Genomic DNA, 22,139 nt, shown 5'->3' with positions numbered 1-22,139 from the left:
GGCCGGACCTCCGAGTCTCGCGGAACCGTTCCCCGCTCCGCGATGGCAAGGTTCGCCGAGGCGGATCAGCCGATTTTGCCGATCGGGGCGGTGACGGCCCCGGTCAGCGCGATCAGGTTCGCCGGGGCGGTCTCGATCTGCAGGCCGCGCCGTCCGGCCGAGAAGTAGATCGTCTCGAAGCCGAGCGCCGACTCGTCCACCACCGTGGGCAGCCGCTTGCGCTGCCCCAGCGGGCTGATGCCGCCGACGACGTATCCGGTGACCCGTTCGACCTTGGTCGCGTCCGCCATCGCCGCCCGCTTGCCCTTGAGCGCGGCGGCGAACGCCTTGAGGTCGAGCTTGCCCGCGACCGGGACGACCGCCACGGCGAGCCCGGCCTCGGTCTCGGCCACCAGCGTCTTGAAGATCCGTTCGTACGGCAGGCCGAGCGCGTCCGCCGCCTCCTCGCCGTACGCCTGCGCGCTGGCGTCGTGCTCATACGGGTGGAGGGTGAACTCCACCGCGGCCTTCGCCAGCGCCACGGTGGCCGGCGTTCCCTGCCCACCCTTGCTCTTGGTCTTGCTCACCTCTCGAAGGGTAGGGCATCCCGTTCCGGCGGCTCCAATTAATAAACGTCCTGTCTGGAAACAGCCTCGACCTCCCCGGGCGTCACGGGCCGGTGAAGGTGATCCAGCAGGCGGGGCCAGGTGCCGTCCTCGACCCACCGCCGGTACCGCTCGTAGCAGGTCTGCCAGGGGCCGTACCGCTCGGGCAGGTCGCGCCAGGACGCCAGGGTGCGGGTGCGCCACAGGATCCCGTCGACGATCTGCCGCTGGTCACGCGGCCTGCGCCCCCGGCCGCCGGGCTCCGGCTCCGCCAGCAGCGGCCGCAGCCGCGCCCACTCGTCGTCGGTCAGGTCGCCGTCCGCCCGGTCGCCCTCGGGACTGCCGTCGGGCGCCCCGGCGGCGAGCTCCAGGCGCTCGGCCCCCAGCCGGAGCGGTCCGCGGCCCCGCGTGCCGAGGACGTCCTGCGCGTTCAGGAGGGTGCACGACGTCATCGACAGGCAGCCGCACCCGATGCACCCGAGAAGCTCGCGGCGGAGCTGCTCGATCTCCATCCTCTTGGCCGCCAGCCGGGCGTCCCAGCGGCGGGAGATCCGTGCCCAGTCGTGCCGGCTCGGCGCCCGGTCGTGCGGCAGGCCGGCGAACGCGTCGCGCACGTCGGCCAGCGAGAGGCCGAGCCGCCTCGACACCACGATCAGGGAGACGCGCCGGATCATATGCCGCGGATAACGGCGCTGGTTCCCCTCGGTCCGCTGCGCGGAGATCAGCCCGAGCCGCTCGTAGTAGTGGAGCGCGGAGACCGCCACACCGGTGCGGCGCGAGACGTCGCCGACAGACAGCAAGTCATCGGATCTCCAGTTCACCGGACCTCCAGTTGACCTCAAGTGCGCTTGAGATTCTAAGGTCCGTGCCATGACTTTGCTTGATGACGGCACCAGGGTCGGGACCTGGCGCGAGCTGCTCGGCCCCGGACATATCGGGACGTCCGTCGTCCTCGCCGGCGGGGTCGCCCTCTATGCGATCAACGTTTATGTGACCACCAGCCTGCTGCCGACCGCGGTGCGCGACATCGGCGGGGAACGCTTCTACGCCTGGAACGCGACGGTCTTCCTGATCGCCTCGGTCATCTCCTCGATGCTCGTCAGCAGGATTCTGGCGTCGCGCGGGGCTGTCGGGGCGTATTTGACCGGTTTCGGCGCTTTCACGCTCGGCACCGTGATCTGTGCCGCGAGCCCGGTGATGGAGCTCCTACTCGCGGGGCGCGCGATCCAGGGCCTCGGTGGCGGGCTCCTCGCCGGGCTGGGCTTCGCCGTCATGCGCTCCGCCCTGCCCCCGCACCTTTGGACCAGGGGCGCGGCCCTCGTGTCGGCGATGTGGGGGATCGGGGCCTTCGTCGGGCCCGCGCTCGGCGGGCTCTTCGCCCAGATCGGCGCGTGGCGGCTGGCGTTCGGGACGCTCGCGGCCCTGGCCGTGGCGATCGCCTTCATCGTGCCCAGGGCGCTGCCGCGCGGCGAATACGGCGTCGCCGCCGGTCCGGTTCCCGGGATTTCGCTCGCCCTGCTCACCGGGGCGGCGGCGCTGATCAGCCTGGCCGGCGTCCTGCCGCGCGGAGCGCTCACCGCGCTCGCCGTCGCGGGCGCGCTCGCCTTGGTCGCGCTGTTCCTCCTCCAGGAGCGCCGCGCCGAGGTCCGGGTGCTGCCCGCCCTGACGTTCTCGGGCGGCTCGCCGCTGAAGTGGATCTATCTGACGATCGTCGTCCTCGCGATCGGCTCCACCGCCGAGACCTTCGTCCCCCTGTTCGGGCAGCGGCTCGGCGGCCTGGCGCCGGTGGCGGCCGGGTTCCTCGGCGCCGCGCTGTCGCTCGGCTGGTCCGCGGCCCAGTTCCTCAGCGCCAACGCCGTCCGCCCGGCGGCGATCCGGCGGATCCGCGTCGCCGGCCCCGCCGTGCTCGCCACCGGCCTGGCGCTCACCGGGCTCCTGCAGGCGGAGAACGCCGGCGGGCTGACCATGATCCTCTGGGTCGCGACGTACATGATCGCCGGGGCCGGGATCGGCATGGCGTTCCCGCACCTGGCGACCGCGGTGATGGGCAGCACGGACGACCAGGAGGAGGCGGGCCGGGCGACCACGGCGATCAGCACCGTGCAGCTCATCGCCAGCGCCTTCGGCTCCGCCCTCGCCGGGGTGCTGGTCAACCTCGGCGAGCCGTCCACCCTCCGCTCGGCGCACTACCTGCTGTTCGGCTTCGCCCTGATCGCCGTGCTCGGCTGCCTGACGGCCCGCGCCGCCCGGTCCCGGGCGTGACCGGAAAACCCAAACGTCTGGGTACGGCACAGCCTGGCCTGAGCCCGCCGCGCGTGCTGGGCCCGCCGCGCGTGCTGGGCCCGCCCCCGGTGGCGGGGCGAGCCCAGCCCGGCCGCTCAGGCCAGCGCGATGGTGATGGGGCCGCCGTGCGGGTCGGCGCCGGACAGCAGCGACGACGGCACGCGGAAGACCCGGCCCGGGGAGACCGGCCAGGGGAGGGTCCGGCGGGCGATGCGCCGTCCGTCCTGGGTCACCTCGACCCGGGCGACGAGCCGCTGCTCGGCCGACCACAGCAGGATCCGCTCGCGCGGGGGCTTCCCCGCCCCGGGACGTACCAGGCCGGGGGACACCCAGGTGAACGGCGCCTCCACCCGCAACGGGATGCCCGGCCCCTGCGGCAGGACGCCCGCCAGGTAGTCGCGTACGTGCCGGGCCACGTGGTGGCCGTCCAGCGCGGCGATGTCGGCGGTGTCCACGGGGTGGACCAGGTTGCCCACCGCGAAGACGCCCGGACGGCTGGTGCGCAGGGCGTTGTCCACCAGCGGCCCCTTGCTGCCGGGGTCGATGTCGAGGCCGGCGGCGCGGGCCAGCTCGTGGTCCGGGATCCAGTCTCCGGTGAAGATCACCGTGTCGCACGGCACCGTGCGCCGCGCCCCGGTGGTGAGGTCCTCGACCTCGACCGCCTCCACCGCGTAATGCCCGATGATCCGGGTCACCCGGGTCCGCGTCGCCACCGGCACCCGCAGCACCGCCCGGCCGGGCACGCTGAACGCGGCGTAGGACTCCGCGTGCGGGTGCTCCGTCGTCATCAGCACGGTGCGGCACCCGGCCTCGCGCAGCGTCAGTGCCGCCGACCAGCTCACCAGCTCCGCGCCGACGATCACGGCCCGCGTGCCGACCTCGCGGTGGTGCAGGTGGACGAGGTTCTGGAGCTGGCCCGTGTTCATCACGCCGGGCGGCCGGTCGCCCGGCACCAGCCGCGCCGTACGGGGGCGCTCTCTGGCGCCGGTGGCCAGCACTACCGCCCGGGCGTCCACCCGGATCCGGCCCTCGGGGGTGGTGACGTCGAGGGAGCGCTCCCCGGCCCAGCCGGTGACCATCGCCGACGTCCGCACGCGGGCGCCCGCCTCGACCGCCCGCTCGGTGAGCAGCCGCGCGTACGCCGGGCCGTTCATCACCCGGTGCAGGTCGCGCAGGCCGTACCCGGTGTGGTCGCTGTGCCGGGGGATACCCCCGGCCTCCCACTCCCGGTCGAGCACCAGCACGTCCAGACCCGAGGCCGCGAGCTCCCGTGCCGCGGTCAGTCCGGACGGCCCGGCCCCGACGACGGCGACGTCCGGGCTCTCGGTCGTGACGTCCGGCGCGACGCCGTTCGTGCCGCTCACTGCGCTTCCCCCGTCTGCTCGGTTTCCCCGTGCTCCCTGTACTCCCTGTTCTCCCGCGCGACCCCGGCGCGCAGGCGCCCCTCGACCTCGGCTCCGCAGAAGAAGCCCTGGCAGCGGCCCATCAGCGTCCGCGTACGGCGGCGCAGCCCGTCGATGTCGGCGGGCGGGATGGGCGACGCGAGCGCGTCCCTGATCTCCCCCTCGGTGACCCGCTCGCAGAAGCACACGGCCGTGCCGTACGCCGGGTCCTCGGCGATGAGGTCCGCGCGCTGGTAGGGGCGCGGGAACGCCTCGCCGATGTTGGGCATCTGCGGCGGGTCCGGCAGCGTCGCCTTGGCGTCGAGCCGCAACCCGGCCTCGCCCAGCAGGCCGAGCGCGTGCTCCGCCACCGCCATGGCCGACGTGAGGCCGGTCGAGCGGATGCCGCCGAGCACGAGGTAGCGCTGCCCGGCGTCCAGGAACACCTGGTAGTCGCCGTGCTCCGTGGCCGCGCGCAGGCCCGCGTACGAGGCGGTGACCTCCTCCTCCAGCAGGGCGGGCATCAGCTTCCTGCCCTTCTCCAGCAGGAACCCGAAGCCGTGCTCGGAGGTGGAGGTGTCGGTCCGGTCGTCGCGGTCCTCGGCGGTCGGGCCGAGCATGACGTTGCCGTAGATCGTCGGGCTGACCAGCACGCCCTTGCCGCGCGAGCTGGGCACCGGCAGCACGATCCGGTTCACCAGCGGCCGGGCGAGCTTGTCGAACACGAACAGCTCGCCCCGGCGCGGGGTGACCGTGAACCGCGTGTGCCCGAAGAGGCCGTCGATCACGTCCGAGCCGAGCCCGGCGGCGTTGACGACCCAGCCCGCGCGCAGCGTGCCCCGGCTGGTCCGCAACACGGTGTCCGCCGCGTCCCCTGCCGTGCCGGAGGGCGGCTCGACACCCTCGACCCTGGTGTTGAACAGCAGGTACGTCCCGCGGGACAGCGCCTCCGTGGCGAACGCCAGCGTGGTGGTCCACGGGCAGATGATCGACTCGTCGGGCACGGTCAGCCCGCCGAGCGCGCCCGGCGCCAGCGCCGGGACCTGCCGGTAGACCTCCTCGGCGTCGACGATCTCGCACCGCTCGTAGCCGTTCTCGGCCGCCTTGGCGGCCAGCCCCGGCAGCGCGGCCAGCTCCTCCTCGGTCCAGGCGACCAGCACCGCGCCGGTGCGCTCGACCGGGATGCCGGTCTTGGTCGCGTAGTCGCCGAGCAGCTCGTAGCCGCGCCGCACCAGCCGGGACTCCAGCGTGCCGGGCTTGGCGTCGAACCCGGTGTGCAAAATCGCCGTGTTGGCCTTGCTCGTGCCGTCGCCGACGTCGGCGCGCGCCTCGACCAGGGCGACCGACAGCTCGTACGCCGACAGCGCCCGGGCCACGGCGGCGCCGACGACCCCGCCGCCGATCACCGCCACGTCGACCCTCTCGACCGGCAGCGGGCCGTACCTCATCTGCCGCGTGTTCATGCTTCGCTCCCCGTCAGATCCGCCCTGTCCATGGCCGCGTCCACGCCCCGGCGCCATCGGGCCAGGAACTCGGCGGCCCGCTCGCCCGTCCAGCGCGGCTCGTACGTCGTGGACGGCGTCCACGCGGGCACCGCGTCCTCCAGGCTCAGCGCGGGGTCGACCGCGAGCCGGGCCATGGCGGCGGCGCCGAGCGCGGTCGCGTGCGGCGACGGGTAGACGTCCACCGGCATCTGGGCGAGGTCGGCCTGCGCCTGCATCAGCGTGGCCGACCGGGTGAGGCCGCCGTCCACCCGCAGCCGGGTCAGCGGCGCGCCGAGGTCGCGGGCGACCACCTGGGCGAGGTCGGCCACCTGCGCGGCCACGCCCTCCAGCACGGCGCGCACCAGGTGCCCGGGCCGGGTGGACAGCGTCATCCCGAGGAACGAGGCGGTCGCGTCCGGCCGCCACCAGGGCGCGGCGAGCCCGGCGAGCGCCGGGACGAACAGCGCGCCCTGGCTGTCGGGCGCGGCGGTCGCGTCCAGGTCGGTGGCGCCCCCGATGAAGCCGAGGTCGCCGAGCCAGCGCACCGCCGACGCCGCCGTGTAGACCTGCCCGTCCACGCAGTACGGCGTGCCGCCCCTGGCCCGCCACGCGACGGAGGTGGTCAGGCCGGAGGTGGACCGTACGGCGCGCTCGCCGGTGTTGGCGAGCAGGAACGCGCCGGTGCCGAAGGTGCACTTGGCCTCGCCGGGCCGCAGGCAGCCCTCGGCGAGGAGGGCGGCCTGCTGGTCCACGATGAGCCCGCCGACGGGGATCTCCCCGCCGAAGGCCCGGGTGGTGCCGACGATCTCGTCGCAGGCGACGATCCGCGGCAGCCGCTCGCCGTCGAGCTTGAACAGGCGCAGCAGCTCGGGGCTCCAGTCGACGGCGTCCAGGTCGAGCAGCAGCGAGCGGCTCGCGGTGGAGGCGTCCGTCACGAACGCACCGGTGAGGTGGTGCACCAGCCAGGAGTCGGTTGTGGTCACCATCCCCTCGGATGTGAGGTTGCGGCGGATCCACGCCATCTTGGGCGCGGAGAAGTACGGGTCGAGCACGAGTCCGGTCAGCTCCGCGACCCGGCCGGCGTGGTCGGCGAGATCGGCGCACACGTCCTCGGCGCGGCGGTCCTGCCAGACCAGCGCGGTCGTCAGCGGCCGCCCGGTGTCGGGGTCCCAGGCGAGCACGGTCTCGCCCTGGTTGGCCAGGGTCACCGCGTCGATCGGCCGGCCCGCCTGCGCGACCGCCTGGCGGCCCGCCGCGAGCACCGAGTCGAGCAGTTCCTGCGGGTTCTGCTCGACCCGGCCTCCGGGCAGGTACGCCGGCCGTACGGGCACCTCGGCGAGCGCCAGGACGGCGCCGTCCGGCCCGACGACGATGGCCTTGGTGCCGGACGTCCCCTGGTCGATGGCCAAGACGGTGGTCACAGCGACTCCACCCCCACGCCGGGCTCGGCGGTCAGCCGGTCCCTGCGGGTGACCCAGACGACGGCGAACACGGCGGCGCCGAGCACCAGGGAGCCGAGGGCGTAGAGCTGCGCCATGCGGAAGTCGGAGGGGATCATGAAGATGCTCAGCTCGATGACCAGCCAGACGACGGCGCCCGCGACGACGGGCTTCTCCCACTTCCCGAGCCGGAAGTCGTCCGGCTGCGGGCGGTACTTGCGCCGGGTGCCGAGGTACAGCGCGACGGTCCCGGCGTACAGGATGGCGGGCATCAGCGTGCCCGCGCCCAGCAGCTCGCCCAGGGCGTCGGCGTTGCCGGAGAAGGTGAGGACGATCAGCAGCGAGGCGCCGGCGGCGACGACGGTGGCCCAGGTGGGGCCGCCGGTGGCGCGCGGCACCCGGCTCAGCGCGCCGGAGAACGGCAGCCGGCCGTCGCGGGCCATGGCGTGCACGAGCCGGCTGCAGCTCACCATGATGACCAGACCGCAGGCGAAGATGGCCACACTCACGACGACGAGGAAGGCCCGCGCCACGCCGGCGCCGACCACGTTCGCGATGACCTGGGCGACGGGGGCGGAGGAGGCGGTGATGCCCGCGACGTCCGTGCCGAGCGCGGCGGTGACCACGATCAGGAACACCATGCCGATGGCGACGCTGAGCAGGATCGCGCGGACCATGGCCCGGGGGACGACCTTCTTGGGGTTGATGGTCTCCTCGGCGAGGTTGGCCGCCGACTCCCAGCCGACCAGGGTGAACGCGCCGAGCAGGGCCGAGAGCATGAACGGCCCGAGCCAGCCGAAGTAGCCGTCCTGCGACGCGACGCCGGTCGAGGTCAGGTTGGACCACTCGGCGTGCCCGCCGAAGATCGCGAACCCGGCGATGAGCAGGGTGAGCCCGATCATCGCGACGATCTCGGCGCTCACCGCGAGGTTGTTGATCTTGGTGGTGATGGGCGTGGACCAGATGATGAGCACCATCTGCACGAGCAGCACGACAGCGGTGACCAGCGCGCCGCTGAGCGGGGTGTAGGTCCAGCCGAACAGCGGGAACAGCGCCGTCTGGGCGAGTCCGTAGTCGACCGCGACGGCGACGATCGCGAGGAACGCGAACGACACCCAGCCGAACCACCAGCCGAGCACCGGCGAGGCCAGCCGGCTCGCCCACTGGTAGCTGTAGCCGGACAGCGGGATCCGGCTGGCGAGCATGCCGTAGACCAGGGCGACCATCACGGTGCCCGCGCCCACGATGGGCCAGGTCCAGATGCCGGCCGGGCCGCCCTTGCCGAGCACGGTGCCGTACGTCGAGAACAGGCCGGTGGTGATCGAGATGAACGAGAAGGCGACCGCGAAGGACTCGAACGACTTCAGGGTGCGCTTGAACTGCTGGGAGTATCCCGCGTGCGAGATCGCCTCGTCGGCGGCGCTGTCACTCCCGGTCATGACCCCGGGTGCGGGCGTGGAACGATGGGACATGGATCGTCTCCTGCTGCGAAGAAAGTGAGCGGTCCGGGCCCGGCGGCGTGGCCGCGCCGCCGGGCCGAGCTTACGGCCTGATTACCTCCACGCCCGCCCTGACCAGGGCGGACGCGAGTTCGGGGGGCGGTTCCCGGTCCGTGATGAGACCGGAGAATCCGTCCAGGCCGCACACCCGGTAGGCGGCGACCCTGCTGTGTTTCGTACTGTCGGCCAGCACGTAGGTGCGCGCCGTGTTGGCGAGGATGACCCGCTTCGTCGCGACCTCGTCGAGGTAGTAGTCGGTCAGCCCGGCACGCGCGGTCAGGCCGCCGGAGCCGAGGAGCGCCACGTCGGCCCGCAGGTCCTGGAAGAACGCCACGGTCTGCGCGTTCGAGACCGCGAGGTCGCCCTGCCTGACCCGGCCGCCGGCGACGAGCACCTCGACGCCCGGCCGCCCGGACAGCTCGGCGGCGACCAGCAGCGAGCACGTCGCCACCACCCCGCGGAAGCCGGGCGGGATCGCCCGCGCCGCCTGTACGGCCGTGGTGCCCACGTCGATGATCACCGTCTGGCCCGGCCGGAGCACCTGGGCCGCCTGCGCGCCGATGACCGCCTTGGCCTCGGCCTGCGTGGTGGAGCGTTCCAGGTAGGAGGACTCCTCGCCGGTGCCGGAGGTGACCGCCGTGGCGCCGCCGTGCACGCGGGCCAGCAGGCCGCGCTGTTCGAGGGTCGCCAGGTCGCGGCGGACGGTCTCGTGCGAGACGCCGAGCTGCTCGGCCAGGTCCTCGGTGCGCAGCGTGCCGGCCTGCGACAGTGCCTCGACGATGCGCTGGTGGCGCTGGGCCGGAAGCATGAACACCATCCAAATGACCGAAATTGACTACTATTGCCCGAAAGTGTGGATTAGTGACCGAAAGATGTCAATAGTCGGTCACCAACACGACGCGCCGTCCGCATGCTGGACCGAAAGCGATCGCTCCGCCGCCGTCCGTAGACTGTGAGGGTGATTTCCCGTATCGATCTGCGCGGTTCCCTGCCCGGTGACCTGCGCGATGTGCTGCCCCGCGCCGAGCTCGACGTCGAGGCCGCCCTGGCGAAGGTGCGGCCCATATGTGAGGACGTGCGCCATCGTGGCGCGGCAGCCGTACGGGAGCTGACCGCGAGATTCGACGGCGTCGAGCTGGAGTCCACCCGCGTCCCGGTGGAGGAGCTCGGCCGCGCCCTGGCCACCCTCGACCCGGCGGTGCGCGCCGCCCTGGAAGAGTCGATCAGGCGGGCCCGCGCGGTCCACCGCGACCAGCGCCGCACCGACACCACCACCCAGGTCGTGCCGGGCGGCACGGTCACCGAGCGGTGGGTCCCGGTGGACCGCGTCGGCCTGTACGTGCCGGGCGGCCGGGCCGTCTACCCCTCCAGCGTCGTCATGAACGTGGTGCCCGCCCAGGAGGCCGGGGTCGGCTCCCTCGCCGTCACCTCGCCCGCCCAGAAGGACTTCGGCGGGCTCCCGCACCCCACGATCCTCGCCGCCTGCGCGCTGCTCGGCGTCGACGAGGTCTACGCCGTCGGCGGCGCCCAGGCCGTGGCCATGTTCGCCTACGGCACCGAGGAGTGCCCGCCGGCCACCATGGTCACCGGCCCCGGCAACATCTGGGTCGCCGCGGCCAAGCGGCTGCTCAAGGGCCGCATCGGCATCGACTCCGAGGCCGGCCCCACCGAGATCGCCGTTCTCGCCGACGAGACCGCCGACCCGGCCCACGTCGCCGCCGACCTGATCAGCCAGGCCGAGCACGACGTGATCGCCGCGTCGGTGCTCGTCACCACCAGCCTCGAGCTCGCCGACGCGGTCGAGAAGGAGCTGCCCGGCCAGGTCGCCGCGACCCGCCACTCCGAGCGCATCACCGAGGCGCTCTCCGGCCGCCAGTCCGGCATCGTCCTCGTCTCCTCACTCGACGACGGGCTGCGCGTCGTCGACGCGTACGCCGCCGAGCACCTGGAGATCCAGACAGCGGACGCGGCGGCGGTGGCCGCCCGGGTGCGCAACGCCGGAGCGATCTTCGTCGGGCCCTACTCCCCGGTGTCCCTCGGCGACTACATGGCGGGCTCCAACCACGTGCTGCCCACCGGCGGCTGCGCCTGCCACTCCTCCGGGCTGTCCGTGCAGACGTTCCTGCGCGGCATCCACGTCGTCGAGTACACCCGGGAGGCGCTGGCCGGCGCCGCGCCACACGTGTGCGTGCTCGCCGACGCCGAGGACCTGCCCGCGCACGGCGCCGCCGTACGCGCCCGGTTCGACTGGGGGATCCCCTCGTGACGGCCCGGGACGACCAGCGAGAGAACGTGACGGCAGCGGTGACGACACTCGACGACCTGCCCATCCGGGACGATCTGCGGGGCAAGACCGCCTACGGCGCCCCCCAGCTCGACGTGCCGGTCCGGCTCAACACCAACGAGAACCCCTACCCGCCCTCGCCGGCCCTGGTCGAGGACCTGGCCCGGGCCGTACGGCAGGGCGCGGCGACGCTCAACCGCTACCCCGACCGGGACGCGCTCGACCTGCGCAAGGACCTCGCCGACCACCTCGGCCACGGCCTGACCGCCCGGCAGGTGTGGGCGGCCAACGGCTCCAACGAGGTCATCCAGCAGATCCTGCAGGCGTTCGGCGGCCCCGGCCGCGTCGCGATGGGCTTCGAACCGTCCTACTCCATGCACCCGATCATCGCGGGCGTCACCGCCACCCGGTGGATCGACGGGGCGCGCGAGGAGGACTTCGCGATCGACGAGGAGCGGGCCGTCCGCGTGATCGAGGAGCACCGCCCCGATGTGGTGTTTCTCACCTCGCCGAACAACCCCACCGGAACGGCGCTGCCGCTGCGGGTGATCGAGCGCATCCTCGCCGCCGCGCCCGGCATGGTCGTGGTGGACGAGGCGTACGCCGAGTTCGCCCGCACCGGCACGCCGTCGGCGCTGTCGCTGCTCCCGGGCAACCCCCGGCTGATCGTCACGCGCACCATGTCCAAGGCGTTCGCCATGGCGGGCACCCGCCTCGGCTACCTCGCCGCCGACCCCGCCGTGATCGACGCGCTGCTGCTGGTCCGCCTGCCGTACCACCTGTCCACGCTGACGCAGGCCGCGGCCCGGGTCGCGCTCGCGCACCGGACGGAACTGCTCGGCACGGTGGACGCGCTGCGGGCCGAGCGGGACGCGACGGTGGACTGGCTACGGCAACGTGGCCTCTCCGTCGCAGACTCTGACGCCAATTTCGTGCTATTCGGTAAGTTTCCGGATCGGCACGCCATTTGGGAGGGCGTGCTCGAACGCGGCGTGCTGATCAGGGAGACCGGTCCGGACGGCTGGCTGCGGGTGTCGATCGGGACCGGTGAAGAGATGGCGGCCTTCCGGGCCGCGCTGGAGGGGGTCCTCGGATGAGTGAGGCGCGCGTTGCCGTCGCGAACCGCGTCGGGCGGGTCGAGCGCGCCACCAAGGAGACGTCCGTGCTGGTCGAGGTCAACCTCGACGGCACCGGCGTCATCGACGTGGCGACCGGGGTCGGGTTCTTCGACCACATGCTGGCGCAGCTCGGCAAGCACGGGCTGTTCGACCTGACCATCAAGACGCAGGGCGACCTGCACATCGACTCCCACCACACGATCGAGGACACCTCGCTCGCGCTGGGCGCCGCGTTCCGCGAGGCGTTGGGCGACAAGTCGGGCATCCGGCGGTTCGGCACCGCGGCCTGCCCCCTCGACGAGTCGCTCGCCCAGGTCACGGTGGACCTGTCCGGCCGGCCGTACCTCGTGCACACCGAGCCCGAGGGCATGGCCCCGATGATCGGCCCCGACTACGACACGACCATGACCCGGCACATCCTGGAGTCGTTCGTCGCCCAGGCCGCGGTCTGCCTGCACGTGCACGTGCCGTACGGGCGCAACGCGCACCACATCGTGGAGGCGCAGTTCAAGGCTCTCGCCCGCGCGCTGCGCGAGGCGTCGGAGCGGGACCCGCGCGCGACCGGCGTGCCGAGCACCAAGGGTGTGCTATGACCTTCGCGTCCGTCGGCATGATCTTCGTGGGGCTCTTCCTGATCGGCGGGGTCATCTCCGCCGTACGCCAGGGCCTGAAAGGCCTCGCCATAATCACCGGCGCGGCCGCCGCGCTGGCGCTGACCGCGGGAGTTTTGTGGTGGCAGTAGCGAAGCGGGTCGTCATCCTCGACTACGGCTCGGGCAACCTGCGTTCGGCCGAGCGGGCGTTCGCCCGCGCGGGCGCCGACGTCACGGTGACCTCCGACCACGACGCGGCCCTCGAGGCGGACGGCCTGGTCGTCCCGGGGGTCGGCGCGTTCGCCGCCTGCATGGCGGGGCTGAAGAGCGTCCAGGGCGACCGCGTGGTCGGTCGCCGGCTGGCCGCGGCCCGCCCCGTCCTCGGCATCTGCGTCGGCATGCAGATCCTCTTCGAGAAGGGCGTCGAGCACGGCGTCCACACCCAGGGCTGCGGCGAGTGGCCCGGCGTCGTCCAGCGCCTGGACGCCCCGGTGCTGCCGCACATGGGCTGGAACACGGTGTCCGCCCCGGAGGGCAGCGTCCTGTTCCGCGGGCTCGACCCCGAGACCCGGTTCTACTTCGTCCACTCCTACGGGGTGCGCGAGTGGCAGCTCACCCCCGGGCCGGGCTTCCCCGCCCCGCTGGTCACCTGGGCCGAGCACGGTGTGCCGTTCGTCGCCGCCGTCGAGAACGGGCCGCTCATGGCCACCCAGTTCCACCCCGAGAAGTCCGGCGACGCCGGAGCCGTTCTTCTCTCCAACTGGCTGAGCACGCTGTGAACCCGCGGGGTCTCCCCGGCGCGCGCCCCGGACCGCCGCGTCAGGAGGCCGCGTGAGCAAGGAACGCGCCAGGCGCCGGGCGGAGCGCGAGGCCGAGCGGGAGCGCCGCGCGGCCGAACACGCGGCTCGCGAGGCGCGGGCGGCCAGGCGGCGGGAGCTGCGCGGCCGGGTGGTCGCCGTTCTCCCGCGCCGCGTACGCGTGGCCAGGCAGGGTGGACTCCTCGCCCGCAGGCGCCGCGACCAGAACGCCGTGCTCGTTGTGTTGTGGTTCCTCACGCAGGTCATCGCCTGGCTGTTGCTCGACGGCTGGGCGGCCCGGATCGGCGTGCTCGTTCTGTCGATTCTGCTGATCCCGGTGCTCGTCACCGTCATATTTGACCGGAGGTCCTGACTGATGTCGCTCGTTTTGCTTCCCGCTGTTGACGTCGCCGACGGCCAGGCGGTTCGCCTGGTGCAGGGCGAGGCGGGGACGGAGACCTCGTACGGCGACCCGCTCGCCGCGGCGCTCGCCTGGCAGGAGGCCGGCGCGGAGTGGGTCCATCTGGTGGACCTGGACGCCGCCTTCGGCCGCGGCAGCAACCGCGAGCTGCTGGCCTCGGTGGTGGGCGCCCTGGACGTGAACGTCGAGCTGTCCGGCGGGATCCGCGATGACGCCTCCCTCGCGGCCGCCCTGGCCACCGGCTGCCGCCGGGTCAACATCGGCACCGCCGCTCTGGAGGACCCCGCCTGGTGCGCCAAGATCATCGCCGAGCACGGCGACCGCATCGCGGTCGGGCTCGACGTGCGCGGCACCACCCTGGCGGCGCGCGGCTGGACGCAGGAGGGCGGCGACCTGTGGGAGGTGCTCGACCGGCTGGAGTCGGAGGGCTGCCCGCGCTACGTCGTCACCGACGTGACCAAGGACGGCACGCTGCGCGGCCCCAACGTCGACCTGCTCCGCGAGGTCTGCCGCCGCACCGAGCGGCCGATGATCGCCAGCGGCGGCGTGTCGTCGCTGGACGACCTGCGCGTCCTGGCTGGCCTCGTGCCGGACGGCGTCGAGGGCGCCATCGTGGGCAAGGCGCTGTACGCCCAGGCGTTCACCCTGGAAGAGGCGTTGGCGGCGGTGAGCGCCCGATGAGCACCAGGATCTTCTCCGGCGGCCCGTGGGAGGACCGGTACGGTTACGCCCGCGCGGTCGTCGCCGGCTCGCGCGTATGGGTGTCCGGATGCACCGCCACCGTGGACGGCGAGGTCCGGCACGTCGGCGACGCCTACCAGCAGACGCTCACCGCGATCGGCATCGCGCTCGACGCCGTCGGCAAGGCGGGCGGCAGCGTGCAGGACGTCGTCCGTACTCGGATATACCTGGTGAAGGCGGACGACTTCGACGCCGTCGGCCGGGCGCACGGCGAGGTCTTCGGCGCGGTCCGGCCCGCCTGTACGAGCATCCAGGTGGCCGGGCTCGTGGACCCCCGGATGCTGGTCGAGATCGAGGTCGAGGCGTACCTGTGCGACGGGACGCGCGAGGATCCGGGAGGTGAGGCTCCGTGACGGTGGCGGTTCGCGTTATCCCCTGCCTGGACGTGGACGCCGGGCGGGTGGTCAAGGGCGTCAACTTCGAGAACCTGCGCGACGCCGGTGACCCGGTCGAGCTGGCCCGCCGCTACGACGCCGAGGGCGCCGACGAGCTGACCTTCCTCGACATCACCGCCTCCTCGGGCGGCCGCGAGACCATGCTCGACGTGGTGCGCCGCACCGCCGAGCAGGTATTCATCCCGCTGACCGTCGGCGGCGGCGTCCGCACGGTCGAGGACGTGGACCGGCTGCTGCGCGCGGGCGCCGACAAGGTGGGGATCAACACCGCCGCCATCGCCCGGCCCGAGCTGCTGACCGAGGCGTCCCGGCGGTTCGGCGCCCAGTGCATCGTGCTGTCGGTGGACGCCCGCCGCGTCGTGGACGGGCCGCCCACCCCCTCCGGCTTCGAGGTGACCACGCACGGCGGCCGCCGCGGCGCCGGCATCGACGCGGTCGAGTGGGCACGCCGCGGGCAGGAGCTCGGCGTGGGGGAGATCCTGCTCAACTCCATGGACGGCGACGGCACCAAGGACGGCTACGACCTGGAGATGCTCCGGGCCGTACGCGCCGCGGTCACCGTCCCGGTGATCGCCTCGGGCGGCGCGGGGAAGCTGGAGCACTTCGCGCCCGCCATCGACGCGGGCGCCGACGCCGTGCTCGCGGCGAGCGTCTTCCACTTCGGCGAGCTGAAGATCGCCGAAGTGAAGGACGCCCTCCGTGCGGCCGGCCACCCCGTGCGCTGACCTGGGACCCGCCCCTGTTCCCGCGACCTCGGCCGGTCAGACGGCCGAGGTCGTGCTCAGGTATTCGGCGAAGCTCATCGGCGGATGGCCGGCGACCTTCTCCACCGTGTCGGTGACCACGTCCAGCTCTCCGGCCGCGATCGCGGCGTACGACGTCACCCAGCCCGCCACCTCCCACTCGGGCGCGCCGTAGCGGGCCCGGGAGGCGTACGCCTCCTCGATCGTCTCGGCGTGGTAGCGGGTCGGTTTCCCGGTGACCCTGGTGATCGTCTCCGCCGCCTCGGCCATCGTCAGCGCCCGCGGCCCGGTCACGTCGTACGTCACGCCGTCGTGGCCGTGCTCGCGCAGGACGACGGCGGCCACGTCGGCGATGTCGTCGCGCGCCACCATGCCGGCCCGGCCCTGCCCGGCCGGACCCCGGATGACGCCGTCCTCTCCCACGAAGTACGGCACCAGATCCATGTACAGGCTGTTGCGCAGGAACGTGAACCTGACGCCGCTCTCCCGGATGTGCTGCTCGGTGTGCCAGTGGTCGCGGGCGAACGTGAAGGTCGCGTCCGGGGCGGCGCCGAGGAACGACACGTACACGATCCTGGACACGCCCGCGTTGAGCGCGGCGTCGACGGCCGAGGTGTGCAGCGCCACCCGGCCAGCCGTCTCGGTCGCGGAGACCAGCAACAGCGTCTGCACCTCGTCGAGCGCGGCCCGCAGCGCGTCCGCGTCCTCGTACGCCGCGGCGACCGCGTGGGCGCCGGGCAGGTCCGGCGCTCGGGACGTGTCGCGGACGACGAGGCGCTGGTCCACGCCGGCGGCGGCGAGGCGGTGCGCCACGCGCCGTCCGAGCTGACCGGTCGCCCCGGTCACAGCGATGAGATCAGAGGTCATTCGTCCAGTGTCACACCGCCCGCCGGACGGCCGGCGGGCGGACTCGCGGATCGCGGCCTCCGGCGGGAACCTGATCTGCTGGGGGAACCGGGGCGCCGCGGCGCCCGCCGGCGGGCTGGGCGGAGGCGCCGTCGCCGAAGGAAACAGCGTCGATGCCGATGAGAGCGTCGGCGGGCGTGGCGCCGCCGACTGCTGAGAGGGCACGACGAAGACGAGAGAGGGCGCGACGAGACACCGTCGCGCACGGGCGGTCCCGCGAGCGTCGCCGCGGAATCACCGCCGGTGGAGGCGCCGCCGGAGAAGTCCGGCCGCGCCGTCCCGGCCGCGTCGTCAGGGGCCGGGTGTCACCGTGAGGTCCTGCCTCACCGCAGAACTGTCGTGAAGAACGTCGCCAATCGACTCGCTCCCGTATTCACCGTGTCGAACACGCCCTTCACGGCGCCGGCGGCGGCGGCTGGCTGGCTGTAGAGGTAGAAGACCACGAACGCGATAGCCGCGTACGTAAGAACCTTCTTGACCTGCATAGGGGGGCCTCCTGCAGTCAGTTTCCCGGCGGAACATACCCAGCGACGGGAATGATCATAACTAGCTGGGAGGCCAGGAGGCTCTTCCGGGGGGCTAACTCTTCAGCCAGAAAACAGAGACGTGAAGAACGCCGACAGCCGCTCGGCTCCGGTGCCGATGCTGTCGAACACCCCCCGGACCGCGGCGGCGGCCCCCGCGGGCTGGGTGAACAGGTAGAAGGCCACGAAAGCGATCGCGGCGTAGGTCAGGAGCTTCTTCACGTTCATCAGAGTTACGGCGCGACCCCGGACGGGGCGGGGGAGGAGGCGCCGCCCTCCTTTCTTCTCCGATCGCTGGCCCTCATGCTGCCGCATCACGTCGTGACATGTGCGTGTTTCCTGAGGAGTCGCCGGATATCGGAGGAGCGGAGCGGAAAGCCCGGGTCTCAGGTCACATGCCGAGCCGCGCCTCGCGGAGCTGGGTCACGGCGGCGGGGTCGCCCTCGTAGGACACCCGGGCGTGCGCCTGGCGGCCGAAGGCCAGCATCATCAGCTCCTGGGCGTCGCCGATCGCCACGACGGCCGGTTCGGCCATGCGGCCCGCGGCCTTCTCCCCGTTCGTACGGCGCAGCACCACGCCCACCGGCGACCCGCGGAAGAACAGCCGGGCCATCGAGCGCAGTCGCTGCCACAGCACGTCGTCCAGGCCGGCGGGCAGCTCCCTGGGCTCCCAGTCCGGTTGCGCCCTGCGGACGTCCTCATGGTGGACGAACATCTCCACCGTGTTGATCAGCTCGTCGATCCCCGGGATCAGGCCGTACGGCGTCCACTTCGGGGGGCCCTGCCGTACGAGGTCGACCAGCTCGGGGTAGGAGTGGCGGGCCTTGAGTCGCTCCTGCACGGACGCGGTGTACGGCGCGAGCGCGCCGATCCCGATGCCGGGGAGCGCGTCCGGGCGGCGCTCGCGCACCGCGAGGTGGGCGGCGAGGTCGGCGGTCGTCCAGCCCGCGCAGAGCGTCGGCGCGTCGGGGCCGAGGTCGTCCAGTAGGTCGCAGAGCGCGGCGCGTTCGGAGCGGGAGTGGGTCACGGCCCCGAGCCTAATGCCGCCGGACGACACGGATCATCCCGCCCCTGATGCCGTCGGATGACACGGATCATCGCGCCGCCCGGAATATTCCGGTTGATCAGGATGATAAGGAGTATCTAGGACCAAATGCCGGGGAAGGTGTCGGTCCGGGGACGGATACGGGGCGCCGCGCGGGCGGGTAACGTCTCGGATGCCCGTCCGGGAAGACCAGATTCCGACTGGAATCAGCCACAGGGCGCGCAGGTCGTACCGCGCCGCCACGATCGAGAGGACCCACCGCGTGCCGTCTCAGGTGTCAACCGCCGTCATGCGTCAGGGTCTCAAGGTCATCGGTGTCGCCATCAAATCGGAGCCGCGCGTCTTCATCGCCGCCGTGCTCTCCAGCGGCCTCTACGGCGTGATGACCGTCGCCTCCTCCTGGGCGCTCGGCCGGGCCACCGACCAGGTCGTGCTGCCCGCCTTCCGCGAGGGCCGGACGAGCGCGGGCGCCCTGGCGACCGCCGCCCTGCTGATCGTCGGGGTCGCGATGCTCAAGGCGCTCGGCGTCATGGGGCGGCGCATCCTGGCCGGCGTCATGCAGTACCGCATGCAGGCGATGTCGCGGCGCGCGGTCACCCGGCAATACCTACGGCTCCCGCTCGCCTGGCACCACCGGCACCCCACCGGCCAGCTCCTCTCCAACGCCAGCTCCGACGCCGAGGCCGCCTGGGCGCCGCTCGCGCCGCTGCCCATGGCCGTCGGCGTCGTCGTGATGCTGGTGACGGCCGCCGTGGCGATCCTCATGACGGACCCGGTCCTCGCCATCGTCGGTTTCCTGATATTTCCGGCCATCGCGTTGCTCAACCTGGTCTACCAGCGCAAGCTGTCCCCGCTGGCGACCCAGGCGCAGCAGCTCCGCGCCGAGGTCAGCGAGATCGCGCACGAGAGCTTCGACGGCGCCCTCGTCGTCAAGACCCTCGGCCGGGAGGGCGCCGAGACCGCCAGGTTCCGCGCCAAGGCCGACGAACTGCGCGACGCGAACATCGCCGTCGGCAAGGTGCGCGGCCTGTTCGACCCGATGCTGGAGGCCCTGCCCACCCTCGGCGTGCTCGCCGTGCTCCTCGTCGGCGCGATCCGGCTGGACAGCGGCGGCATGGTCGCGGGCGAGCTGATCCAGGTCGCCTACCTGTTCACGCTGCTCGCCTTCCCGATCCGGGCGCTCGGCTGGGTGCTCGCCGAGCTGCCGCGCAGCGTCGTCGGCTGGCGGCGCGTCCAGGACGTGCTCGACGCCACCGGCTCCATGGAGTACGGCGCCGCCAGGCTGGACGACGGCGATCCGGCCGAGATCGAGGTGAGCGGGGTCACCTTCGGCTACGACCCGCAGGCCCCGGTGCTGCGCGAGGTCGGCTTCGACATTGCGCGCGGAAGGACCGTCGCGATCGTCGGCCCGACGGGGGCGGGCAAGTCCACGCTCACCCAGCTCCTCGCCCGCCTGATCGACCCCGACCGGGGCGCGGTGCGGGTGGACGGGACCGACCTGCGCGACGTGGCGCGCGGAGAGGTGAGCGCGTCCGTCGCGTTCGTCCCGCAGCAGACGTTCCTCTTCGACGACAGCGTGCGCGGCAACATCACGCTCGGCCGCGACGTCCCCGACGAGCGGGTCTGGGCGGCGCTGCGGCTCGCCCAGGCGGACGGCTTCATCGCCGCGCTCCCCGGGGGACTCGACACGCACGTCGGCGAGCGCGGGGCCACGCTGTCCGGCGGGCAGCGGCAACGGGTCGCCCTCGCCCGCGCGCTGGTCCGCGAGCCCCGCCTGCTCATCCTCGACGACGCCACCTCCAGCGTGGACCCGCAGGTCGAGAAGCGCATCCTGCACGGGCTGCGCGAGGGCTCGGCCCGCTCCACGGTGATCGTCGTGGCGTACCGGATGGCGACCATCGCCCTGGCCGACGAGGTCGTCTACCTGGAACACGGGGCCGTGGTCGACCAGGGCACCCACGATGAGCTGCTCGGCCGCTGCGAGGGCTACCGCGTCCTCGTCACCGCGTACGAGAGGGAAGAGGCCGAGCGGGCCGCGATCGACAGCGACGAGGAGGTCGTGGCGTGACCGCCGTGACAAGCGAGCGAGAGGCCGGCGAGCGGGAGGGCGACGAGCCCGGCGGCGGCATACGGGCGGCCGAGCGGTCGGCCCTGGAGACCCTGCGGCACGGCATTCGGCTGTCGCCGGAGTTCCGCCGCGGCCTGGCCGGCACCATGGTCCTCGCCGTGCTCGCCACACTCGGCAAGGTCATCGTGCCGATCGCGGTGCAGCAGGTCATCGACCGCGGCCTGCGCGGCAGCGCGCCCGACGTGCCGTTCATCAGGAACGCCGTCGTGCTGTGCGCGGTCGCCGTGGTGCTGACCGCCCTGGCCGGCTACCTCATGAACATCCGGCTCTACCGGGCCACCGAGTCGGGCCTGGCCACGCTGCGGACCAAGGCGTTCCGGCACGTGCACGACCTGTCCGTGCTCACCCAGAACAGCGAGCGGCGCGGCTCGATGGTCTCCCGGGTGACCGGCGACGTGGACCAGATCAGCACGTTCATGCAGTGGGGCGGGCTGATGATCGTCGTCGCGGGCGGGCAGCTCGTGATCGCGACGGTCGTCATGGCCGTCTACTCCTGGCAGCTCACGCTCCTGGTGTGGGCCTGCTTCCTCCCGCTGGTGTTCCTGCTGCCGCGCTTCCAGCGGCTGGTGGCCCGGCGCTACACCGCCGTCCGCGAGCGCACCGGCGACGTGCTGGCCGCCGTCAGCGAGTCGGTCGTCGGCAGCGCCGTCATCAGGGCGTACGGCTCGGAGGACCGCACGTCGGCGCGCATCGACGCCGCGGTGAACGGCCAGCGCGAGGCGCAGACCCGGGCGCAGAAGGTGGTCGGCCTCACCTTCCCGATCACCGAGCTGGTGGCCGCGATCGCCCTGGCCGGGGTGGTCCTGCTCGGCGTGCGGCTCGGCCTGGACGGCACGATCAGCGCCGGACGGCTGGTCGCCTTCCTCTTCCTGATCACGTTGTTCATCAGCCCGCTGCAGACCGCCACCGAGGTCCTGAACGAGGCGCAGAACGCCATCGCCGGATGGCGGCGCGTCCTCGGCGTGCTCGACTCCCCGGCCGACGTGGCCGACCCGGAGAACGGCGTCACGCTGCCGCGCGGGCCGATCTCCGTCTCGTTCGAGGGCGTCGGCTTCTCCTACCCGGGCGGCGCGCCCGTCCTGCACGACGTGACGGTGGACATCCCGCCGCGCACCCGCGTCGCCGTGGTCGGCGAGACCGGCTCGGGCAAGACGACCTTCGCCAAGCTGCTCACCCGCCTCATGGACCCGGTGTCCGGCCAGGTCCTGGTGGACGGCGTCGACCTACGGGAGGTGCGGTTCTCCTCGCTGCGCGAGCGGATCGTCATGGTGCCCCAGGACGGCTTCCTCTTCGACGCCACCCTTGAGGAGAACATCCGCTTCGGCCGGCCGGCCGCGACCACCGAGGAGATCCGGCTGGCGCTGACCGAGCTCGGGCTCACCGACTGGCTGGAGGGGCTGCCCGCCGGACTGGACACCCCGGTCGGCCAGCGCGGCGAGTCCCTGTCGGCGGGGGAGCGGCAGCTCGTCGCCCTCGCCCGCGCCTACCTCGCCGACCCCGACCTGCTGCTCCTCGACGAGGCCACCTCCGCCGTGGACCCGGCCACCGAGGTACGGCTGGCGCGGGCCCTGGACGGGATCACCCGGGGCCGCACGGCCGTGTCGATCGCGCACCGCCTCTCGACGGCCGAGGCCGCCGACGAGGTGATCGTCTTCCAGCACGGCCGGATCATCCAGCGCGGCCCGCACGCCGAGCTGGTGGACCAGCCCGGCGTCTACGCCGACCTGTACGCCTCGTGGACCTCGGCCACCCGCTCCTGAGGAGAGGCGGCCGG

Annotated in this window: 23 protein-coding genes and 2 pseudogenes; 13 read left to right on the top strand and 12 right to left on the bottom strand. The window is 72.9% G+C overall.

What is annotated here, in order from left to right:
* Positions 1-65: 65 nt before the first annotated feature.
* The 3 genes and pseudogenes from ybaK to soxR all read right to left on the bottom strand — a co-directional run.
* Positions 66-566, bottom strand: a complete 501-nt coding sequence (gene ybaK / locus ACQP1V_RS30020; protein ID WP_433413381.1) for a Cys-tRNA(Pro) deacylase — start codon at positions 564-566, stop codon at positions 66-68.
* 104 nt (positions 567-670) lie between these two features.
* Positions 671-955: pseudogene (locus tag ACQP1V_RS30015) on the bottom strand (transposase); the annotation flags it as partial.
* Between the two features lie 24 nt (positions 956-979).
* Positions 980-1,456 (bottom strand): annotated as a pseudogene (gene soxR / locus ACQP1V_RS30010) (redox-sensitive transcriptional activator SoxR); the annotation flags it as partial.
* Here soxR and ACQP1V_RS30005 point away from each other — a divergent pair.
* On the top strand, positions 1,455-2,846 hold the full coding sequence (locus ACQP1V_RS30005) for an MFS transporter (protein WP_433413380.1): 1,392 nt from the start codon (positions 1,455-1,457) through the stop codon (positions 2,844-2,846). The pseudogene soxR and the gene ACQP1V_RS30005 sit on opposite strands and share 2 nt — an antisense overlap.
* Positions 2,847-2,962: 116 nt before the next feature.
* Here ACQP1V_RS30005 and ACQP1V_RS30000 read toward each other — a convergent pair whose 3' ends face one another.
* The 5 genes from ACQP1V_RS30000 to ACQP1V_RS29980 form a co-directional block, all read right to left on the bottom strand.
* Positions 2,963-4,231 carry an NAD(P)/FAD-dependent oxidoreductase gene (locus ACQP1V_RS30000; RefSeq protein ID WP_433413379.1) on the bottom strand — a complete coding sequence of 423 codons (1,269 nt, stop codon included), beginning with the start codon at positions 4,229-4,231 and terminating at the stop codon, positions 2,963-2,965.
* Positions 4,228-5,712 carry an NAD(P)/FAD-dependent oxidoreductase gene (locus ACQP1V_RS29995; RefSeq protein WP_433413378.1) on the bottom strand — a complete coding sequence of 495 codons (1,485 nt, stop codon included), beginning with the start codon at positions 5,710-5,712 and terminating at the stop codon, positions 4,228-4,230. Before ACQP1V_RS29995 ends, ACQP1V_RS30000 begins: the two co-directional genes overlap by 4 nt.
* Positions 5,709-7,154 carry an FGGY family carbohydrate kinase gene (locus ACQP1V_RS29990; RefSeq protein WP_433413377.1) on the bottom strand — a complete coding sequence of 482 codons (1,446 nt, stop codon included), beginning with the start codon at positions 7,152-7,154 and terminating at the stop codon, positions 5,709-5,711. The genes ACQP1V_RS29995 and ACQP1V_RS29990 overlap by 4 nt, the downstream gene beginning before the upstream one ends.
* Complete coding sequence (locus tag ACQP1V_RS29985) at positions 7,151-8,644, bottom strand: amino acid permease (protein WP_433413376.1); 1,494 nt, start codon at positions 8,642-8,644, stop codon at positions 7,151-7,153. Before ACQP1V_RS29985 ends, ACQP1V_RS29990 begins: the two co-directional genes overlap by 4 nt.
* A gap of 70 nt (positions 8,645-8,714) precedes the next feature.
* The gene (locus ACQP1V_RS29980; protein WP_433413375.1) at positions 8,715-9,488 is read right to left on the bottom strand and encodes a DeoR/GlpR family DNA-binding transcription regulator; all 774 of its coding nucleotides are present in this window, start codon (positions 9,486-9,488) and stop codon (positions 8,715-8,717) included.
* A gap of 141 nt (positions 9,489-9,629) precedes the next feature.
* Here ACQP1V_RS29980 and hisD point away from each other — a divergent pair, with 141 nt between their 5' ends.
* From hisD to hisF, 9 genes are read left to right on the top strand one after another with little or no spacing between them, the layout of a single operon-like run.
* Positions 9,630-10,937 (top strand): histidinol dehydrogenase, encoded by a 1,308-nt coding sequence (gene hisD / locus ACQP1V_RS29975; protein ID WP_433413374.1) that lies wholly within the window; start codon positions 9,630-9,632, stop codon positions 10,935-10,937.
* Positions 10,938-10,975: 38 nt separating this feature from the next.
* Positions 10,976-12,052 carry a histidinol-phosphate transaminase gene (locus tag ACQP1V_RS29970; RefSeq protein ID WP_433426003.1) on the top strand — a complete coding sequence of 359 codons (1,077 nt, stop codon included), beginning with the start codon at positions 10,976-10,978 and terminating at the stop codon, positions 12,050-12,052.
* Positions 12,049-12,666, top strand: coding sequence for an imidazoleglycerol-phosphate dehydratase HisB (hisB, locus tag ACQP1V_RS29965; protein WP_067128546.1), 618 nt, complete (start codon positions 12,049-12,051; stop codon positions 12,664-12,666). Before ACQP1V_RS29970 ends, hisB begins: the two co-directional genes overlap by 4 nt.
* Positions 12,663-12,815: a hypothetical protein gene (locus ACQP1V_RS29960; protein WP_169806520.1), complete on the top strand. Its 153-nt coding sequence runs from the start codon at positions 12,663-12,665 to the stop codon at positions 12,813-12,815. The genes hisB and ACQP1V_RS29960 overlap by 4 nt, the downstream gene beginning before the upstream one ends.
* The gene (gene hisH, locus ACQP1V_RS29955; RefSeq protein WP_067128550.1) at positions 12,806-13,444 is read left to right on the top strand and encodes an imidazole glycerol phosphate synthase subunit HisH; all 639 of its coding nucleotides are present in this window, start codon (positions 12,806-12,808) and stop codon (positions 13,442-13,444) included. The genes ACQP1V_RS29960 and hisH overlap by 10 nt, the downstream gene beginning before the upstream one ends.
* Before the next feature lie 52 nt (positions 13,445-13,496).
* Positions 13,497-13,835: a hypothetical protein gene (locus tag ACQP1V_RS29950; RefSeq protein WP_387408848.1), complete on the top strand. Its 339-nt coding sequence runs from the start codon at positions 13,497-13,499 to the stop codon at positions 13,833-13,835.
* 3 nt (positions 13,836-13,838) lie between these two features.
* Positions 13,839-14,564 carry a bifunctional 1-(5-phosphoribosyl)-5-((5-phosphoribosylamino)methylideneamino)imidazole-4-carboxamide isomerase/phosphoribosylanthranilate isomerase PriA gene (gene priA, locus ACQP1V_RS29945; protein ID WP_433413373.1) on the top strand — a complete coding sequence of 242 codons (726 nt, stop codon included), beginning with the start codon at positions 13,839-13,841 and terminating at the stop codon, positions 14,562-14,564.
* A complete protein-coding gene (locus tag ACQP1V_RS29940) occupies positions 14,561-14,977 on the top strand; it encodes a RidA family protein (RefSeq protein WP_067128559.1) in 417 nt (138 codons plus the stop codon). The genes priA and ACQP1V_RS29940 overlap by 4 nt, the downstream gene beginning before the upstream one ends.
* Positions 14,974-15,744 carry an imidazole glycerol phosphate synthase subunit HisF gene (gene hisF / locus ACQP1V_RS29935; protein WP_433413372.1) on the top strand — a complete coding sequence of 257 codons (771 nt, stop codon included), beginning with the start codon at positions 14,974-14,976 and terminating at the stop codon, positions 15,742-15,744. The genes ACQP1V_RS29940 and hisF overlap by 4 nt, the downstream gene beginning before the upstream one ends.
* 36 nt (positions 15,745-15,780) lie before the next feature.
* On the opposite strand, the gene ACQP1V_RS29930 is transcribed toward hisF, so the two are convergent.
* A complete protein-coding gene (locus ACQP1V_RS29930) occupies positions 15,781-16,629 on the bottom strand; it encodes an SDR family oxidoreductase (RefSeq protein WP_433413371.1) in 849 nt (282 codons plus the stop codon).
* 7 nt (positions 16,630-16,636) lie between these two features.
* Here ACQP1V_RS29930 and ACQP1V_RS29925 point away from each other — a divergent pair, with 7 nt between their 5' ends.
* Complete coding sequence (locus ACQP1V_RS29925; protein WP_433413370.1) at positions 16,637-16,825, top strand: hypothetical protein; 189 nt, start codon at positions 16,637-16,639, stop codon at positions 16,823-16,825.
* Positions 16,826-16,991: 166 nt separating this feature from the next.
* Here ACQP1V_RS29925 and ACQP1V_RS29920 read toward each other — a convergent pair whose 3' ends face one another.
* From ACQP1V_RS29920 to ACQP1V_RS29910, 3 genes are all read right to left on the bottom strand, one after another.
* A complete protein-coding gene (locus ACQP1V_RS29920; RefSeq protein ID WP_169806521.1) occupies positions 16,992-17,153 on the bottom strand; it encodes a hypothetical protein in 162 nt (53 codons plus the stop codon).
* A gap of 102 nt (positions 17,154-17,255) precedes the next feature.
* Entirely contained in the window at positions 17,256-17,414 is a 159-nt protein-coding gene (locus ACQP1V_RS29915; RefSeq protein WP_169806513.1) for a hypothetical protein, read from the bottom strand.
* Between the two features lie 169 nt (positions 17,415-17,583).
* Positions 17,584-18,219 (bottom strand): TIGR03085 family metal-binding protein, encoded by a 636-nt coding sequence (locus tag ACQP1V_RS29910; protein WP_433413369.1) that lies wholly within the window; start codon positions 18,217-18,219, stop codon positions 17,584-17,586.
* A 307-nt stretch (positions 18,220-18,526) separates the two neighbouring features.
* On the opposite strand from ACQP1V_RS29910, the gene ACQP1V_RS29905 reads away from it, so the two are divergent.
* Together ACQP1V_RS29905 and ACQP1V_RS29900 are read left to right on the top strand one after the other, a co-directional pair.
* Positions 18,527-20,305 (top strand): ABC transporter ATP-binding protein, encoded by a 1,779-nt coding sequence (locus ACQP1V_RS29905; RefSeq protein ID WP_433413368.1) that lies wholly within the window; start codon positions 18,527-18,529, stop codon positions 20,303-20,305.
* Complete coding sequence (locus ACQP1V_RS29900) at positions 20,302-22,125, top strand: ABC transporter ATP-binding protein (protein WP_433413367.1); 1,824 nt, start codon at positions 20,302-20,304, stop codon at positions 22,123-22,125. The genes ACQP1V_RS29905 and ACQP1V_RS29900 overlap by 4 nt, the downstream gene beginning before the upstream one ends.
* Positions 22,126-22,139 lie beyond the last annotated feature (14 nt).

This window comes from Microtetraspora malaysiensis (assembly GCF_050947145.1).
In the GTDB taxonomy this organism is placed as follows: Bacteria; Actinomycetota; Actinomycetes; order Streptosporangiales; family Streptosporangiaceae; genus Microtetraspora_A; species Microtetraspora_A malaysiensis.
The sequence above is the reverse complement of the archived record's forward strand: the minus strand, read 5'-3'. Positions and strand labels throughout refer to the sequence as shown.

What these genes read in the sequence shown, in the direction of transcription:
- ACQP1V_RS30005 (WP_433413380.1), top strand. Translation starts at nt 1,455, where the DNA reads ATGACTTTGCTTGATGACGGCACCAGGGTCGGGACCTGGCGCGAGCTG.
- ACQP1V_RS29995 (WP_433413378.1), bottom strand. Translation starts at nt 5,712, where the DNA reads ATGAACACGCGGCAGATGAGGTACGGCCCGCTGCCGGTCGAGAGGGTC.
- ACQP1V_RS29985 (WP_433413376.1), bottom strand. Translation starts at nt 8,644, where the DNA reads ATGTCCCATCGTTCCACGCCCGCACCCGGGGTCATGACCGGGAGTGAC.
- ACQP1V_RS29980 (WP_433413375.1), bottom strand. Translation starts at nt 9,488, where the DNA reads ATGGTGTTCATGCTTCCGGCCCAGCGCCACCAGCGCATCGTCGAGGCA.
- hisB (WP_067128546.1), top strand. Translation starts at nt 12,049, where the DNA reads ATGAGTGAGGCGCGCGTTGCCGTCGCGAACCGCGTCGGGCGGGTCGAG.
- ACQP1V_RS29960 (WP_169806520.1), top strand. Translation starts at nt 12,663, where the DNA reads ATGACCTTCGCGTCCGTCGGCATGATCTTCGTGGGGCTCTTCCTGATC.
- priA (WP_433413373.1), top strand. Translation starts at nt 13,839, where the DNA reads ATGTCGCTCGTTTTGCTTCCCGCTGTTGACGTCGCCGACGGCCAGGCG.
- ACQP1V_RS29940 (WP_067128559.1), top strand. Translation starts at nt 14,561, where the DNA reads ATGAGCACCAGGATCTTCTCCGGCGGCCCGTGGGAGGACCGGTACGGT.
- ACQP1V_RS29930 (WP_433413371.1), bottom strand. Translation starts at nt 16,629, where the DNA reads ATGACCTCTGATCTCATCGCTGTGACCGGGGCGACCGGTCAGCTCGGA.
- ACQP1V_RS29920 (WP_169806521.1), bottom strand. Translation starts at nt 17,153, where the DNA reads ATGCAGGTCAAGAAGGTTCTTACGTACGCGGCTATCGCGTTCGTGGTC.
- ACQP1V_RS29905 (WP_433413368.1), top strand. Translation starts at nt 18,527, where the DNA reads ATGCGTCAGGGTCTCAAGGTCATCGGTGTCGCCATCAAATCGGAGCCG.